The 15,034-nt window shown below is 55.1% G+C and carries 13 protein-coding genes; 5 read left to right on the forward strand and 8 right to left on the reverse strand.

The window, feature by feature from the left end:
- Positions 1-3: 3 nt before the first annotated feature.
- The 4 genes from G6Q29_RS07575 to G6Q29_RS07590 form a co-directional block, all read right to left on the reverse strand.
- A complete protein-coding gene (locus G6Q29_RS07575) occupies positions 4-1,251 on the reverse strand; it encodes a polysaccharide deacetylase family protein (protein ID WP_165465129.1) in 1,248 nt (415 codons plus the stop codon).
- Positions 1,252-1,314: 63 nt separating this feature from the next.
- Positions 1,315-1,755, reverse strand: a complete 441-nt coding sequence (locus tag G6Q29_RS07580; protein ID WP_165465130.1) for a PTS sugar transporter subunit IIA — start codon at positions 1,753-1,755, stop codon at positions 1,315-1,317.
- Between the two features lie 105 nt (positions 1,756-1,860).
- Positions 1,861-2,631, reverse strand: a complete 771-nt coding sequence (locus G6Q29_RS07585) for an ABC transporter permease (RefSeq protein ID WP_006810078.1) — start codon at positions 2,629-2,631, stop codon at positions 1,861-1,863.
- On the reverse strand, positions 2,628-3,554 hold the full coding sequence (locus tag G6Q29_RS07590) for an ABC transporter ATP-binding protein (protein ID WP_003856300.1): 927 nt from the start codon (positions 3,552-3,554) through the stop codon (positions 2,628-2,630). Before G6Q29_RS07590 ends, G6Q29_RS07585 begins: the two co-directional genes overlap by 4 nt.
- A gap of 107 nt (positions 3,555-3,661) precedes the next feature.
- Between G6Q29_RS07590 and can the strand changes: the two genes are divergently transcribed.
- Positions 3,662-4,324, forward strand: a complete 663-nt coding sequence (gene can / locus G6Q29_RS07595; protein ID WP_003856301.1) for a carbonate dehydratase — start codon at positions 3,662-3,664, stop codon at positions 4,322-4,324.
- A 118-nt stretch (positions 4,325-4,442) separates the two neighbouring features.
- Here can and hpt read toward each other — a convergent pair whose 3' ends face one another.
- Positions 4,443-4,979 carry a hypoxanthine phosphoribosyltransferase gene (gene hpt, locus G6Q29_RS07600; RefSeq protein ID WP_032644976.1) on the reverse strand — a complete coding sequence of 179 codons (537 nt, stop codon included), beginning with the start codon at positions 4,977-4,979 and terminating at the stop codon, positions 4,443-4,445.
- A gap of 205 nt (positions 4,980-5,184) precedes the next feature.
- Here hpt and G6Q29_RS07605 point away from each other — a divergent pair, with 205 nt between their 5' ends.
- Positions 5,185-7,575: a glucose/quinate/shikimate family membrane-bound PQQ-dependent dehydrogenase gene (locus G6Q29_RS07605; protein ID WP_165465131.1), complete on the forward strand. Its 2,391-nt coding sequence runs from the start codon at positions 5,185-5,187 to the stop codon at positions 7,573-7,575.
- 136 nt (positions 7,576-7,711) lie between these two features.
- On the opposite strand, the gene cueO is transcribed toward G6Q29_RS07605, so the two are convergent.
- Positions 7,712-9,271 carry a multicopper oxidase CueO gene (cueO, locus tag G6Q29_RS07610; protein ID WP_165465132.1) on the reverse strand — a complete coding sequence of 520 codons (1,560 nt, stop codon included), beginning with the start codon at positions 9,269-9,271 and terminating at the stop codon, positions 7,712-7,714.
- A gap of 145 nt (positions 9,272-9,416) precedes the next feature.
- Here cueO and G6Q29_RS07615 point away from each other — a divergent pair, with 145 nt between their 5' ends.
- The 3 genes from G6Q29_RS07615 (at position 9,417) to speD (ending at position 11,530) form a co-directional block, all read left to right on the forward strand.
- Positions 9,417-9,764, forward strand: coding sequence for a YacC family pilotin-like protein (locus G6Q29_RS07615; protein WP_003856306.1), 348 nt, complete (start codon positions 9,417-9,419; stop codon positions 9,762-9,764).
- Between the two features lie 101 nt (positions 9,765-9,865).
- Positions 9,866-10,735, forward strand: coding sequence for a polyamine aminopropyltransferase (gene speE, locus G6Q29_RS07620; protein ID WP_165465133.1), 870 nt, complete (start codon positions 9,866-9,868; stop codon positions 10,733-10,735).
- Entirely contained in the window at positions 10,736-11,530 is a 795-nt protein-coding gene (gene speD, locus G6Q29_RS07625) for an adenosylmethionine decarboxylase (protein WP_165465134.1), read from the forward strand.
- Between the two features lie 31 nt (positions 11,531-11,561).
- Here speD and yacL read toward each other — a convergent pair whose 3' ends face one another.
- Positions 11,562-11,924 carry a protein YacL gene (yacL, locus tag G6Q29_RS07630; RefSeq protein WP_165465135.1) on the reverse strand — a complete coding sequence of 121 codons (363 nt, stop codon included), beginning with the start codon at positions 11,922-11,924 and terminating at the stop codon, positions 11,562-11,564.
- A gap of 158 nt (positions 11,925-12,082) precedes the next feature.
- Positions 12,083-14,680: a bifunctional aconitate hydratase 2/2-methylisocitrate dehydratase gene (gene acnB, locus G6Q29_RS07635; protein WP_165465136.1), complete on the reverse strand. Its 2,598-nt coding sequence runs from the start codon at positions 14,678-14,680 to the stop codon at positions 12,083-12,085.
- Positions 14,681-15,034 lie beyond the last annotated feature (354 nt).

The following is a 15,034-nucleotide window of genomic DNA, read 5'->3' on the forward strand; positions in this document are numbered from 1 at the left end:
GATCTACCCCTGCGGCTGATTGCTGATCAGCCGCGACATGGTCTCCAGGGAATCCGTTCTTAAGATATACAGGCGTTTCAGTAAGAACGGATTATCCCCCGGCTTCACCTTCCCCTTCACCGTCGTCACTGCCAGATGGAAACCGGCATCATTGGCCGCCTTTATCGCTTTATTGTCATACCCGCCAAACGGGTACGAAACATACAGCACGCGCGGGTTGAACTGCGCCAGCGCCCGGCGCGAGCGTTCAAAATCGAACAGGATCACGTGATAGCTGCGGCTCAATAAGATGGGGTGTTTATACCCATCCACGCGATGCAGGAAATGTGTGTGAGACTGAATGTCGAACACATCCTGAATGGCCTTGATTTCCTGAACGCTCATGAACTGTAGCGATTTCGGGTCCCATTTTTGAGGGTGACCTTTGATTCGTGACGAAATAATAAACGCCGTCGCATTAAAGCCATACTCTTTCAGCACCGGATACGCGTAGCGACTCACCGATTTAAGGCCGTCGTCAAACGTAATCACTACCGCCTTTGCGGGCAGGTTCATCTTATTACGCACGTATCCTTCCAACTGGTACATCGTCAGCGTGGTGTAACCCTGATCGCGAAGCCAGGTCATCTGGTTGCTGAACGCGCGCACGCTGGTGGTCGTGGAGGTATGACGAAACCGGGTGTTCTCTTCATCTCGCAGGATATGATGGTAGGTCAGCACCGGAATGCCGTTATCTTCCTGCGCATCCAGGCTGCTGATCCACGCCAGACGATTGCCGATGCGGATCTGAAACCAGGTCTGGTTCAGGCGATCTTTCAGCTTATTCAGAATCGGATAGCGAAGATTGGCGCTTAAGGTGCCAAAGGGCGCGCTTCCGCTGCTGGGGGCGTTATACACCGGGGTGTCTTTCCAGGTGATGAGATTTTGGTTACTGAGCGGCTTGTTCAGATCGCCAAGACTATCTTCAACGCGTTGCTTACCCTGCACTTTCTCAAGGTGGTCTTTATCAATAAAGCCGGTACCGAACCCGAAGCGAAACTCATAGTAATCCGCCGCGGCCGGAAAAACGGCGAGGATCTGCCCGGCGCGGACATTGCCCACGTTCACGACGGCATTTCCCACCTGCGCCCAGATGGCCGCATCTTCGGTGGTTTGCATATATTGAGCAGGAAGGCCCTGCTGACTGGTCAGGCTGGCAGACGAACCACCGGAAACCAGTAGCAAAAGGATAAAGATAACGCGCATGAGCATGGGATATAAATCGACACGGAAAATCAGTCGCCATTGTAGCAAAAGCGACATCAATACCAATGTTTAATGCTTATACAGATCGTGAAGCAGAACGAATGGCGGATTCTTCTGCTGCTGGTGCCACAGGCTGCTCACGCCCGGCGAGCCCTGCGCCACGATAGCGTGTCGAAATTCAGCGCTGCTTAACGTTGCGCGCAGCGGATGCATCGCTTCAAGTAATGGCAAGCTGATACCGGAGATCACTTCACAATTATCATGCTTATGGCTCATTAACGCCGCTGAACGGTAAGGCGCTGCGCCCGATCTGTCGGTGAGAAAAATCACGCCCTCGCCGGTATCGGTTTCATGCAGCGCATCGCACATCATCCGGCTGAGCATATTGGTGCTCAGCCCTCGCCAGTAATTTACCGCACGACATTGCGCCAGAGGGCCAAATCGCGCCTCCAGCTTCAGGAGCATTTCCTGTGCCTCTTCATCGTGGCAGGTGATAACCCATCCCAGCATAACGTCTCTCCTTAGCAGGCGAGTAGTTTATCCAGGTGAAGGTTAGTTTACGGTGATAACTATCAAATAAAGTGCCCGGCAAACAGAACGTCGCCGGGCAGAAGGTTAGCTACGTAGCCCACGTCCACGCTGGATCAGATACCAGCAAAGCAGATAGAACGCCACGATAAATACCGCCAGCACCACAACGGTGGTGAACAGCGGGACATCGGTAATGCCGAGGAAGCCAAAGCGGAAGCCGCTGATCATGTAGACGATCGGGTTCAGGTGCGACAGCGCCTGCCAGAACGGCGGCAGCAGCGTCAGGGAGTAAAACACCCCGCCCAGATAGGTTAACGGCGTCAGCACAAAGGTCGGGATCAGGCTGATGTCGTCAAACGTTTTGGCAAACACCGCGTTCAGCAGACCGGCCAGCGAGAAGAGGATGGCCGTTAACAGTAGCGTAAGCGCCACGAACAGCCACGAATGCACCTGGAACGGGACGAAGAACAGCGAAATCGCCGTCACCAGGATCCCCACGCACAGACCGCGCGCTACGCCGCCACCCACGTAACCGGCGATAATGACGTGCGTCGGCACGGGCGCCACCAGCAGCTCTTCAATGTTGCGCTGGAACTTGGCGCTGAAGAATGAGGACGCTACGTTCGCGTAGGCGTTGGTGATCACCGCCATCATAATCAGGCCCGGTACGATAAACTGCATATAGGTAAAACCATGCATCTCACCGATGCGGGATCCAATCAGATTACCGAAGATAATGAAATAGAGCGTCATGGTGATCACCGGCGGCACCAGGGTTTGCACCCAGATACGCATAAAGCGGTTAATCTCTTTCGCCCAGATGCTTTTCAGCGCGACCCAGTAAAGATGCGTCATGCCTTGTCTCCTTGTTTATCATGCACCAGAGAGACAAACAGCTCTTCCAGTCGGTTCGCTTTGTTACGCATACTTAATACCTGAATGCCCTGCGCGCTCAGCTGAGAGAACACGCTGTTGATCCCCTGCTCGCGCAGCACTTCCACCTCCAGCGTCGAGGTATCCACCAGGCGATAGTTATACCCCTCCAGCTTCGGCAGGGCGCTTTTCGCCGCCAGATCGAGGATAAAAGTCTCTGATTTCAGCTTGGAGAGCAGATTTTTCATCGAGGTGTTTTCCACCAGTTCGCCGTGCTGAATGATGCCGATGTTGCGACACAGCATTTCAGCCTCTTCCAGGTAGTGCGTGGTCAGAATGATTGTGGTGCCTTTGTCGTTCAGATCCTTCAGGAAGCCCCACATGGAACGACGCAGTTCAATATCCACGCCCGCGGTCGGTTCATCGAGGATGAGCAGCTTTGGCTCATGCATTAGCGCACGCGCAATCATCAGACGGCGTTTCATCCCCCCCGACAACATCCGCGCACGCTCGTTACGCTTCTCCCACAGATCAAGCTGTTTCAGGTATTTTTCGCTGCGCTCAAGCGCCTCTTTGCGCTCAACGCCATAGTAACCCGCCTGGTTAACAACAATCTGCTGCACTGTCTCAAACGGGTTGAAGTTGAACTCCTGCGGCACCAGCCCCAGCTGGCGCTTGGCGTTAACCACGTCTTTTTGCAGATCGTAGCCAAACACGCTGACGCGGCCCGACGTTTTGTTGACCAGCGAGCTGATGATCCCGATGGTGGTGGATTTCCCCGCCCCGTTCGGCCCCAGAAGCGCGTAGAAATCTCCCGCTTCGACTTTAAGATCTATTCCGCGCAGCGCCTGAACGCCCCCCGGGTAGGTTTTTTTGAGCTGTTCAAGCTCCAGTGCAATCGCCATGAATTTAACTTACCTTAAGTTCTGACACACGTTGTGTGGTTTCATTAAAAGTCGGGTTACCCTATAGTAGCGCAACGCAATCACTTGGTTACAGGTCGCTAACCTCCATGAACGACATAGATACACTCATCAGCAACAATGCACTATGGTCAAAAATGCTGGTGGAGGAAGACCCCGGATTTTTTGGAAAACTCGCACAGGCGCAGAACCCGCGCTTTCTCTGGATTGGATGTTCCGACAGCCGCGTCCCCGCCGAACGTCTCACCGGCCTTGAACCAGGCGAACTGTTTGTTCACCGCAACGTAGCTAACCTGGTTATTCATACCGATCTCAACTGCCTTTCAGTTGTTCAGTATGCCGTCGACGTTCTGGAGGTTGAGCACATCATTATTTGTGGCCATTACGGCTGCGGCGGTGTACAGGCGGCGGTCGAAAATACAGAGCTGGGGTTAATCGATAACTGGCTGCTGCACATCCGTGATATCTGGTTCAAACATAGCTCACTGCTGGGTGAAATGCCGCAGGAGCGCCGTCTCGACACGCTGTGTGAGCTGAATGTGATGGAGCAGGTGTATAACCTGGGCCACTCTACCATTATGCAGTCGGCATGGAAACGCGGGCAAAAGGTCTCTATTCACGGCTGGGCGTACGGTATTCATGACGGCCTGCTGCGCAATCTGGAAGTGACCGCCACCAACCGCGAAACGCTGGAACAGCGTTACCGCTCGGGAATTGCCAACCTCAAGCTTAAGCACGTTAACCATAAATAAACAAAGCCGGGCAGCGCCGAGGTAAAAGCAAAACGGCAACCAGGTTGCCGTTTTGGGTTTGCTCCCTCTCCCTGTGGGAGAGAGCCGGGGTGAGGGCATCAGGCCGCACCCAACTCGTTTACTCGTCCAGCAATACAACCTTCCCGACATACGGCAGATGACGATAACGCTGCGCGTAGTCGATGCCGTAACCCACCACGAATTCGTCCGGGATAGAGAAACCAACGAACTCCACCGGCACCTGCACTTCACGGCGCTCTGGCTTATCCAGCAAGGTACAAATCGCCAGCGATTTTGGTTCACGCAGGCTCAGGATCTCACGCACTTTTGAGAGTGTGTTGCCGGAGTCGATGATGTCCTCAACGATCAATACATCTTTGCCACGAATATCTTCATCCAGATCTTTCAGGATTTTCACATCACGGGTTGTGGACATGCCGCTGCCGTAGCTGGAGGCGGTCATAAAATCGACCTCGTGTGGCACCTGCACTTCACGGCACAGGTCTGCCATGAACATGAAAGAGCCACGCAACAGACCGACCAGCACCATCTCGCTACCGCTGTCCTTGTAATGTTCGGTGATTTGACGACCCAGTTCGGCGATACGCGCTTTGATCTCGGCTTCCGGGATCATCACTTCAACAGTATGTTTCATATTACTAACCAAATGATTTTAGTGAAAATCTCTCAATGCGGATGACTCTCGCTCCGGCATCGATACGCAAGCCAGCCATTATACCAGTAAATGGATAACCCTGGCGTATGAGTTATAAAAGCAATATTTGTGATTCCGATCACAGTTGTTAATACCTATAATTAATTGCTAGCAAATAATTAACAAAACTGACGAGTACTTTTCTATGGCTGAAACAAAAACTAAACAGCCGCGTCTACTGGTGACATTAACAGCCGCGTTTGCCGCATTCTGCGCGCTGTATTTGTTGATCGGTGGCGTATGGCTGGTCGCTATTGGCGGCTCCTGGTACTACCCGATTGCGGGTCTGGTTATGGTTGGCGTAACCATCCTGCTCTTACGCAGAAAACAATCTGCTTTGTGGCTGTACGCAGCGTTACTGCTCGCAACCATGATCTGGGGCGTCTGGGAGGTCGGGTTCGACTTCTGGGCGCTGACGCCGCGCAGCGACATTCTGGTCTTCTTCGGTATCTGGCTGATCCTGCCGTTTGTCTGGCGTCGCCTGATCGTTCCGTCCAGCGGTGCCGTAGCCGGCCTGCTCGTTGCCCTGCTGATTAGCGGCGGTATCCTGACCTGGGCCGGATTCAACGATCCGCAGGAGATTCACGGTACGCTGAACACAGAGGCCACGCCGGCTGCGGCTATCTCGCAGGTGGCTGACGGTGACTGGCCTGCCTACGGTCGTAACCAGGAAGGTCAACGCTACTCCCCGCTGAAGCAGATCAACGCGGACAACGTGAAAAACCTGAAGGAAGCCTGGGTATTCCGTACCGGCGACCTGAAGATGCCAAACGATCCGGGTGAGCTGACCAACGAAGTGACCCCGATTAAAGTGGGCAACATGCTCTACCTGTGTACGGCGCACCAGCGTCTGTTCGCGCTCGACGCGGCCACCGGTAAAGAGAAATGGCACTTTGATCCACAGCTGAACTCTAACCCGTCGTTCCAGCACATCACCTGCCGTGGCGTTTCCTACCACGAAGCGCGCGCCGATAATGCCAGCCCGGAAGTCATTGCCGACTGTCCTCGCCGCATTATGCTGCCGGTGAACGATGGTCGCCTGTTTGCCATTAACGCTGAGACCGGGAAGCTGTGCGAAACCTTCGCCAACAAAGGCATCCTGAATCTTCAGACCAACATGCCGGACACTACCCCGGGCCTGTATGAGCCGACCTCCCCGCCAATCATCACCGATAAAACCATCGTGATTGCCGGTTCGGTAACGGATAACTTTTCTACCCGTGAAACCTCCGGCGTTATCCGTGGTTTCGACGTGAATACCGGTAAACTGCTGTGGGCCTTCGACCCGGGCGCGAAAGATCCTAACGCGATCCCATCGGATGAACACACCTTTACCTTCAACTCGCCGAACTCCTGGGCACCGGCAGCGTATGATGCGAAGCTGGACCTGGTTTACCTGCCGATGGGCGTGACCACGCCGGATATCTGGGGCGGTAACCGTACGCCGGAGCAGGAACGTTATGCCAGCTCCATCGTGGCGCTGAACGCAACGACCGGTAAACTGGCGTGGAGCTACCAGACCGTTCACCACGATCTGTGGGATATGGATATGCCGTCCCAGCCGACGCTGGCGGATATTACCGTCAACGGCAAAACCGTTCCGGTGATTTACGCCCCGGCCAAAACCGGCAACATCTTCGTGCTGGATCGCAGTAACGGTAAGCTGGTTGTTCCTGCGCCGGAAAAACCGGTTCCGCAGGGCGCGGCTAAAGGCGACTACGTCACCAAAACTCAGCCGTTCTCTGACCTGAGCTTCCGTCCGAAGAAAGATCTCAGCGGTGCAGACATGTGGGGTGCAACCATGTTTGACCAGCTGGTGTGCCGCGTGATGTTCCACCAGCTGCGCTACGAAGGGATTTTCACCCCGCCGTCAGAGCAGGGTACGCTGGTCTTCCCGGGCAACCTGGGGATGTTCGAATGGGGTGGGATTTCCGTTGACCCTAACCGTCAGGTCGCCATCGCTAACCCAATGGCGCTGCCGTTCGTTTCCCGTCTGATCCCACGCGGTCCGGGTAACCCAATGGAGCAGCCGAAAGACGCGAAAGGCAGCGGTACCGAAGCCGGTATCCAGCCGCAGTATGGCGTTCCGTATGGCGTGACGCTGAACCCGTTCCTGTCTCCGTTCGGTCTGCCGTGTAAACAGCCTGCCTGGGGTTACATCTCCGGTCTGGATCTGAAGACCAACAAGATCGTCTGGAAGAAACGTATTGGTACGCCACAGGACAGCATGCCGTTCCCGATGCCTGTTCCGGTGCCGTTCAATATGGGTATGCCAATGCTGGGTGGCCCAATCTCCACCGCCGGTAACGTGCTGTTCATCGCGGCAACCGCAGATAACTACCTGCGCGCGTACAACATGACCAACGGTGAAAAACTGTGGCAGGGCCGTCTGCCAGCCGGTGGGCAGGCCACGCCGATGACCTATGAAGTGAATGGCAAACAGTACGTTGTCATCTCCGCGGGTGGTCACGGTTCGTTTGGCACGAAGATGGGCGACTATATTGTCGCGTATGCGCTGCCTGACGACGCAAGGTAAAAGCAAAACGGCAACGAAAGTTGCCGTTTTTAGTGTCTGTTCCCTCTCCCCGTGGGAGAGGGTCAGGGTGAGGGCATCAGGCCGCACCAGCGAAGAAAAGCAGGCCGGGTAAGGCGAAGCCGCCACCCGGCTTTTTTTATACGGTAAAACCGAGCATCATCCCCGTATCTTCATGCTCCAGCAGATGGCAGTGCGCCATGTAGGCAAATTCCTTCGGAGCTTCGTGGTCAAACTTCACCAGCACCTCGCTGACGCCACCTTCCACTTTCACCGTATCTTTCCAGCCCGCGCGATGCGCAGCCGGCGCGTTGCCGTTCTCAGAAAGAATGCGGAACTGCGTGCCGTGGATATGGAACGGGTGCAGCATCATGTCGCCTTCGCCAGAAATCACCCAGCGCTCAAACTGCCCTTTTGTGGCAGCAAACATCGGTGTATTCATATCAAACGCTTTACCGTTGATCATATTGGCGTTGTGGAAATCAAAGCCATGGCCGCCGTGATCCATGCTGCCCATTTTGCCGTGATCCCTATTCATATGACCCATCATCTGACCGTGATGCATTCCCGACATCGCCTGATTGCCATACTTCTTCATCAGCGCCTGCATGCCCATCATGTCGAGCATCGGGTTCATAGAGAGCTGGAGCTTGCGTTGCGTAAGCGCCTCAAGCGACGGGAGCGCAGGCAGCGTGGTTAAGGTATCCGGCAGCGTGCCCGACGCGGTAATTTGTAGCGGCTGAATGCGTAACACCGGGTGCGGCTTATCAAATGGCGCAACCGCCATCCCCATCTGGCTGACCGGCAGGGTCACCAGGTCAAACGCCTTGCCGTCGCTGATATCCACCAGCACCTCAAAGCGCTCCCCCATTAGCATCGGCAGCGCATCCACTTTAACCGGCTCCGGCAGAAGCCCCCCGTCGCTGGCGACCACGTACAAAGGGCGTTTATCACTGGTCGCAAAATTGAGGGAACGCGCATTGCAACCATTAAGCAGACGCAAGCGCAGCCAGCCTTTTGGCGCAGCGTGCTGAGGATAAATCGCGCCGTTGGTCAGCAGCGTATCGCCGAACCAGCCTACCGCCGCGCTCATGACGTCCAGCTGATAGTCAATTTGCCCGTCAGCACTGAATTTTTTGTCCTGCACAATCACCGGGACATCGTCGATACCCCACTGTTTGGGCAGGCGCAGCAGGCGGCTTTCATCGTCTTCAATCAGCACCAGGCCGGCCAGCCCCATCGCCACCTGATGGCCCGTCTTGCCATGCTGATGCGGGTGGAACCAGCAGGTTGCCGCACGCTGGTCAGGGGTAAAAGTTACGCTGCGTTTACCTCCAGGCCTGATGACGCCCTGAGGCCCCCCATCCACTTCGCCCGGGACTTCCAGCCCGTGCCAGTGCAGCGTCGTCTCTTGCGCAAGCGTGTTATGAATGTCTACCGTCACCGCTTTCCCTTTGCGTAACTGCAACGCCGGGCCGAGCAGATTGCCGTTATAGCCCCACGTCGTGGCGGCGTGCTGACCGAACGTGGTTTTACCGGCCTGCACCACAAGCTGAATGCGGCTACGGGCGTCTGCGGCGAGTAATTCAGGAATGGGTAAAGCCGGTCTGTCGGCGGCAAAAACGGCGCGGCTCCAGAGCGGTAACGCGCTGGCAACCCCCAGCGCGGCAGAATATTTCAAAAAATCACGACGTTGCATGTGCATTTCCTTATTTCCAGCAGGCGATCTTTTGAGCATAAACCCTCCCCTTACCGGAAGGTCAAGCACGGCGGCAATAATAAAGATCGTCGGCCTGGCATCAAGTATGCTAACGTTAATTTTCCGTGATGCAGTGGTAAAGGCAATGAAGACGTTTTTCAGAACAATTTTGTTCGCCAGCCTGATGGCGATGTGTGCGAACAGTTACGCGCTAAGTGAAAACGAAGCGGAAGATATGGCCGATCTGACGGCAGTGTTTGTTTTTCTGAAGAACGATTGTGGTTACCAGAATTTGCCCAATGGGCAAATTCGTCGCGCACTGGTCTTTTTTGCCCAGCAGAACCAATGGGACCTCAGCAACTACGACAGCTTCGACATGAAGGCGCTCGGTGAAGACAGCTACCGTGATTTAAGCGGTATTGGCATTCCCACTGCTAAAAAATGCAAAGCGCTGGCTCGCGATTCACTCAGCCTGCTCGCCTACGTGAAGTAACCTTCCCGACGCCCCTTGTTGACCCGCTAACCGCTTCAGGGCGGTGTTGTGTTGCGCCCATCTGCCGGATGTAATGGATGTTAACGAAGGAGGTGCTCCCCATGACCGAAAAAACGGTATGGCAAGAAACGCTGCATGACCAGTTTGGTCAGTATTTTGCCGTGGATAACGTGCTCTATCATGAGAAAACCGATCATCAGGATCTGATAATCTTTGAAAACGCCGCCTTTGGCCGCGTCATGGCGCTGGACGGCGTGGTGCAAACCACCGAGCGCGACGAGTTTATCTATCACGAAATGATGACTCACGTCCCGCTGCTGGCCCACGGCCACGCGAAGCACGTGCTGATTATCGGTGGCGGCGACGGCGCGATGTTGCGCGAAGTCTCTCGCCATCAGAATGTCGAAACCATCACTATGGTGGAAATCGACGCCGGGGTGGTGTCGTTCTGCCGCCAGTATTTGCCCAACCATAATGCCGGCAGCTATGACGATCCGCGGTTTAATCTGGTTATCGACGATGGCGTCAATTTTGTTAACCAGACCACGCAAACGTTTGATGTCATTATCTCTGACTGTACCGACCCTATCGGTCCGGGCGCGTCGCTGTTTACCTCGTCGTTTTACGAAGGCTGCAAGCGCTGCCTGAAGCCTGGCGGAATTTTTGTGGCGCAAAACGGCGTTTGCTTCCTGCAACAGGATGAAGCGCTTGATAGCCACCGTAAGCTCAGCACCTATTTTTCTGACGTCAGCTTCTATCAGGCGGCCATTCCTACCTATTACGGCGGGATCATGACCTTTGCCTGGGCGACGGATAACGACGTGCTGCGCCACCTCTCGACTGAAATTATCCAGGCCCGCTTCCATCAGGCTGGTCTCACGTGCCGCTACTACAATCCGGCAATTCATACCGCAGCGTTTGCGCTGCCGCAGTACCTGCAAGACGCATTATCCACTAAGGGGGTGAGCTAATTGAAAAAGCTTAAACTGCATGGCTTTAACAACCTGACCAAAAGCCTGAGTTTTTGTATTTACGATATCTGCTACGCCAAAACAGCAGAAGAGCGCGATGGTTACATCGCCTATATCGATGAACTCTACAACGCCAATCGTCTGACCGAGATCCTGACAGAAACCTGCTCGATTATCGGCGCGAACATCCTGAATATCGCGCGCCAGGATTATGAGCCGCAGGGTGCGAGCGTCACCATTCTGGTGAGTGAAGAGCCGGTTGACCCGAAGCTTATCGACAAAACCGAGCACCCTGGCCCGCTGCCGGAAGTGGTCGTCGCGCACCTTGATAAAAGCCATATCTGCGTGCATACCTATCCGGAGAGCCACCCGGAAGGTGGACTGTGTACGTTCCGGGCTGACATAGAAGTGTCAACCTGTGGCGTGATTTCCCCGCTGAACGCACTGAACTATTTAATCCACCAGCTGGAATCGGACATCGTAACCATTGATTATCGCGTACGCGGCTTTACCCGTGATATCAACGGCATGAAACATTTTATCGATCACGAGATCAATTCCATCCAGAACTTTATGTCTGACGACATGAAATCGCTGTATGACATGATGGACGTGAACGTGTATCAGGAAAATATCTTCCATACCAAGATGTTGCTCAAGGAGTTCGACCTTAAGCACTATATGTTCCACACGAAGCCGGAAGATTTAAGCGAGGAAGAGCGTAAGGTCATTACCGACCTGCTCTGGAAAGAGATGCGCGAAATCTACTACGGCCGCAATATTCCGACCGTGTAATTTTTGCCCGGAGCAGGGATGCTTCGGGAAGTTACCTCTGTTTCATGAACTCACGGTAGGCAGTCACGACCTGTAGAAAGTCTTCCACGCCGCACAGCGAAAGACTCTCTTCGTCGTAGTAGCTCATCCCCTCCTCCATCTCGTCCCCTGAAAACTCAAGCTGGTTGGCGCGTACCATCACCTCTTCGCCGTCCATCCACAGGGTGTATTCGTGCCCGGCTCGCTGCCAGGAGCGCTCGCTGCCTTTTACCGTCAGCGCCGCCTGCTCCACCTCATCCAGCAGCGCGAGGTTCTCTTTCACCTCTTCGTTAAACCAGTGCCCAACGGCTTCGTGCCCCATCGACATACGCACTTTCACCACACCGGTGATATCGCGCAGAAATTCGTAATCCATAGTATTTTCCTCTGCAAAGCCACTAGGGTAATTATCGCAGCAGAGAGGAAGAAAAAAAGCGGGAGAGGTGGGAGGAATGAAAATAAAAAGGTGAGAGCAAGACCCTGCGGCCTGATGCCCTCACCCCCCTGCCCCTCTCCCACGGGAGAGGGTAGCATTTATACTGCGGTCTGGAAGATCACCCCGTCAGCCTTCTCGGTGTACTGAGAGAGCTGGTCGAAGTTCAGATAGCGATAGGTATCCACCGCCGTCTTATCTACCTGAGCCACAAAGGTCTGGTACTCTTCCGGCGTAGGCAGTTTACCAATCAGCGCCGCAACCGCCGCCAGCTCCGCAGAGGCCAGGTAGACGTTCGCACCGGTACCTAAACGGTTCGGGAAGTTACGGGTAGAGGTGGAAACCACCGTCGCACCGTCGGCCACGCGCGCCTGGTTACCCATACACAGGGAACAGCCAGGGATTTCGATACGCGCACCGCTCTTGCCAAACACGCTGTAGTAACCCTCTTCGGTGAGCTGCGCCGCGTCCATACGGGTTGGCGGTGCCACCCACAGGCGGGTTGGCAGCTGGCCTTTATGGGTATCCAGCAGCTTGCCGGCCGCGCGGAAGTGACCGATGTTGGTCATGCACGAGCCGATGAACACTTCGTCGATCTTCTCGCCCTGTACCGCAGACAGCGGGCGTGCGTCGTCCGGATCGTTCGGCGCACAGAGGATTGGCTCTTTGATGTCCGCCAGATCGATGTCGATCACCGCCGCGTACTCTGCGTCAGCATCGGCTTCCAGCAGCTGCGGATCCGCCAGCCATTTCTCCATGCCCTGAATACGACGCTCCAGCGTACGACGGTCGCCGTAGCCTTCTGCAATCATCCACTTCAGCAGCACGATGTTGGAAGTCAGGTACTCTTCGATTGGCGCTTTGTTCAGCTTGATGGTACAGCCTGCCGCAGAACGCTCGGCGGAGGCATCGGTCAGCTCGAACGCCTGCTCCACTTTCAGATCCGGCAGACCTTCGATTTCCAGAATGCGGCCAGAGAAGATGTTTTTCTTCCCTTTCTTCTCTACGGTCAGCAGGCCCTGTTTAATCGCATACAGCGGAATGGCGTGAACCAGGTCGCGCAGGGTAATACCCGGCTGCATTTTACCTTTGAAGCGCACCAGAACGGATTCCGGCATGTCCAGCGGCATCACGCCGGTCGCCGCCGCAAACGCCACCAGACCGGAGCCCGCCGGGAAGGAGATACCGATAGGGAAACGGGTGTGGGAGTCACCGCCGGTACCCACGGTATCCGGCAGCAGCATACGGTTCAGCCAGGAGTGGATAACGCCGTCGCCCGGACGCAGGGAAACGCCGCCGCGGTTCATGATGAAGTCTGGCAGCGTGTGGTGCGTGGTGACGTCAACCGGCTTCGGATACGCTGCGGTGTGACAGAAGGACTGCATCACCAGGTCAGAAGAGAAGCCCAGGCACGCCAGATCTTTCAGTTCGTCACGGGTCATTGGGCCAGTGGTGTCCTGAGACCCCACGGAGGTCATCTTCGGCTCGCAGTATGCGCCAGGGCGGATACCCGCGACGCCGCACGCACGACCTACCATTTTCTGTGCCAGCGAGAAACCACGGTTGCTTTCCGCCACGTCTTTCGCCTGACGGAACACGTCAGAGTGCGGCAGACCCAGCGCTTCACGCGCTTTGGTGGTCAGGCCACGGCCGATGATCAGCGGGATACGGCCACCGGCGCGTACTTCGTCGATCAGCACGTCGGTTTTCAGCTCAAAGCTTGCCAGCAGTTCATTCGTATCGTGGTTACGCACTTCGCCTTTATACGGGTAAACGTCAATCACGTCGCCCATGTTCAGGTTGCTTACATCCACTTCAATTGGCAGTGCGCCTGCATCTTCCATGGTGTTGAAGAAGATCGGGGCAATTTTGCCACCGAGGCACAGGCCGCCACCGCGCTTGTTCGGCACGTGCGGAATGTCGTCGCCCATGAACCACAGCACGGAGTTGGTCGCAGACTTACGGGAAGAACCGGTACCCACAACGTCACCCACATAGGCCAGCGGGAAACCTTTCTGTTGCAGGGCTTCGATCTGTTTGATCGGACCGACGACGCCCGGCTGATCAGGCTCAATGCCTTCACGGGCGTTTTTCAGCATCGCCAGGGCGTGCAGTGGGATATCCGGGCGAGACCATGCATCCGGCGCCGGAGAAAGGTCATCGGTGTTGGTTTCACCCGTCACTTTGAAGACGGTCACGGTAATCTTGTCAGCCAGAGCGGGACGGTTCAGGAACCATTCGGCATCCGCCCAGGACTGCATCACCTGCTTCGCATAGACGTTGCCGGCTTTGGCTTTTTCTTCCACATCGTAGAAGTTATCGAACATCAGCAGCGTTGAAGAGAGCGCTTTCGCGGCAATCGGTGCCAGCGTGTCGTTATCCAGCGCGTCAATCAGCGGGTGAATGTTGTAACCACCCTGCATGGTGCCGAGCAGTTCAATGGCTTTTTCAGGAGTAACCAGTGGGGAGGTGGCTTCGCCTTTGGCGATAGCAGCAAGGAATCCGGCTTTTACGTAGGCAGCTTCATCTACGCCAGGCGGTACGCGGTTGATCAGCAGATCTAACAGGAATTCTTCTTCGCCCTTAGGCGGGTTCTTCAGCAGCTCGACGAGCGCGGCCATTTGGGTTGCATCTAAAGGTTTGGGTACAATTCCCTCGGCGGCACGTTCTGCTACGTGCTTACGGTATTCTTCTAGCACGACGGTTCTCCTCGCTCTCATTGTCATATGCGGCGGGCGTTCTCTTCACGCTCCTGTGAGACAGCAGTTTGTAGGGTAAATGCCCGATACCGCGTCGGGCAGCATAGCAGGATTTCTGCACAGTGTTAATCTGTTTACAAAAAAGCAACATTAAAAAATTTGCTGAATCGTTAAGCATGGTGTAGCGGGGAAGCGAGACGATTTTGGGGTACAAAAAAACCGCTTCACAGCGGTTAATTTGTTGCCTTGCGGTGGTAGCACACCGGGTTAGCAGATTTGCGGCAAAACCCAACGCAATGAATTTTGCACTTCTCCCTAAAGGCTTTCAAGCCCAATGAACCTTTTTGCGTAGTG

Origin of the sequence: Enterobacter cloacae, assembly GCF_011078175.1 — a bacterium.
Lineage (GTDB): Bacteria > Pseudomonadota > Gammaproteobacteria > Enterobacterales > Enterobacteriaceae > Enterobacter > Enterobacter cloacae_Q.

Excerpts from the sequence above, each read along its gene's own strand:
- can (WP_003856301.1), top strand. The coding sequence starts at position 3,662 with ATGAACGACATAGATACACTCATCAGCAACAATGCACTATGGTCAAAA.
- G6Q29_RS07575 (WP_165465129.1), bottom strand. The coding sequence starts at position 1,251 with ATGCTCATGCGCGTTATCTTTATCCTTTTGCTACTGGTTTCCGGTGGT.
- G6Q29_RS07585 (WP_006810078.1), bottom strand. The coding sequence starts at position 2,631 with ATGACGCATCTTTACTGGGTCGCGCTGAAAAGCATCTGGGCGAAAGAG.
- G6Q29_RS07605 (WP_165465131.1), top strand. The coding sequence starts at position 5,185 with ATGGCTGAAACAAAAACTAAACAGCCGCGTCTACTGGTGACATTAACA.
- cueO (WP_165465132.1), bottom strand. The coding sequence starts at position 9,271 with ATGCAACGTCGTGATTTTTTGAAATATTCTGCCGCGCTGGGGGTTGCC.
- G6Q29_RS07580 (WP_165465130.1), bottom strand. The coding sequence starts at position 1,755 with ATGCTGGGATGGGTTATCACCTGCCACGATGAAGAGGCACAGGAAATG.
- G6Q29_RS07615 (WP_003856306.1), top strand. The coding sequence starts at position 9,417 with ATGAAGACGTTTTTCAGAACAATTTTGTTCGCCAGCCTGATGGCGATG.
- speE (WP_165465133.1), top strand. The coding sequence starts at position 9,866 with ATGACCGAAAAAACGGTATGGCAAGAAACGCTGCATGACCAGTTTGGT.
- G6Q29_RS07590 (WP_003856300.1), bottom strand. The coding sequence starts at position 3,554 with ATGGCGATTGCACTGGAGCTTGAACAGCTCAAAAAAACCTACCCGGGG.
- yacL (WP_165465135.1), bottom strand. The coding sequence starts at position 11,924 with ATGGATTACGAATTTCTGCGCGATATCACCGGTGTGGTGAAAGTGCGT.
- hpt (WP_032644976.1), bottom strand. The coding sequence starts at position 4,979 with ATGAAACATACTGTTGAAGTGATGATCCCGGAAGCCGAGATCAAAGCG.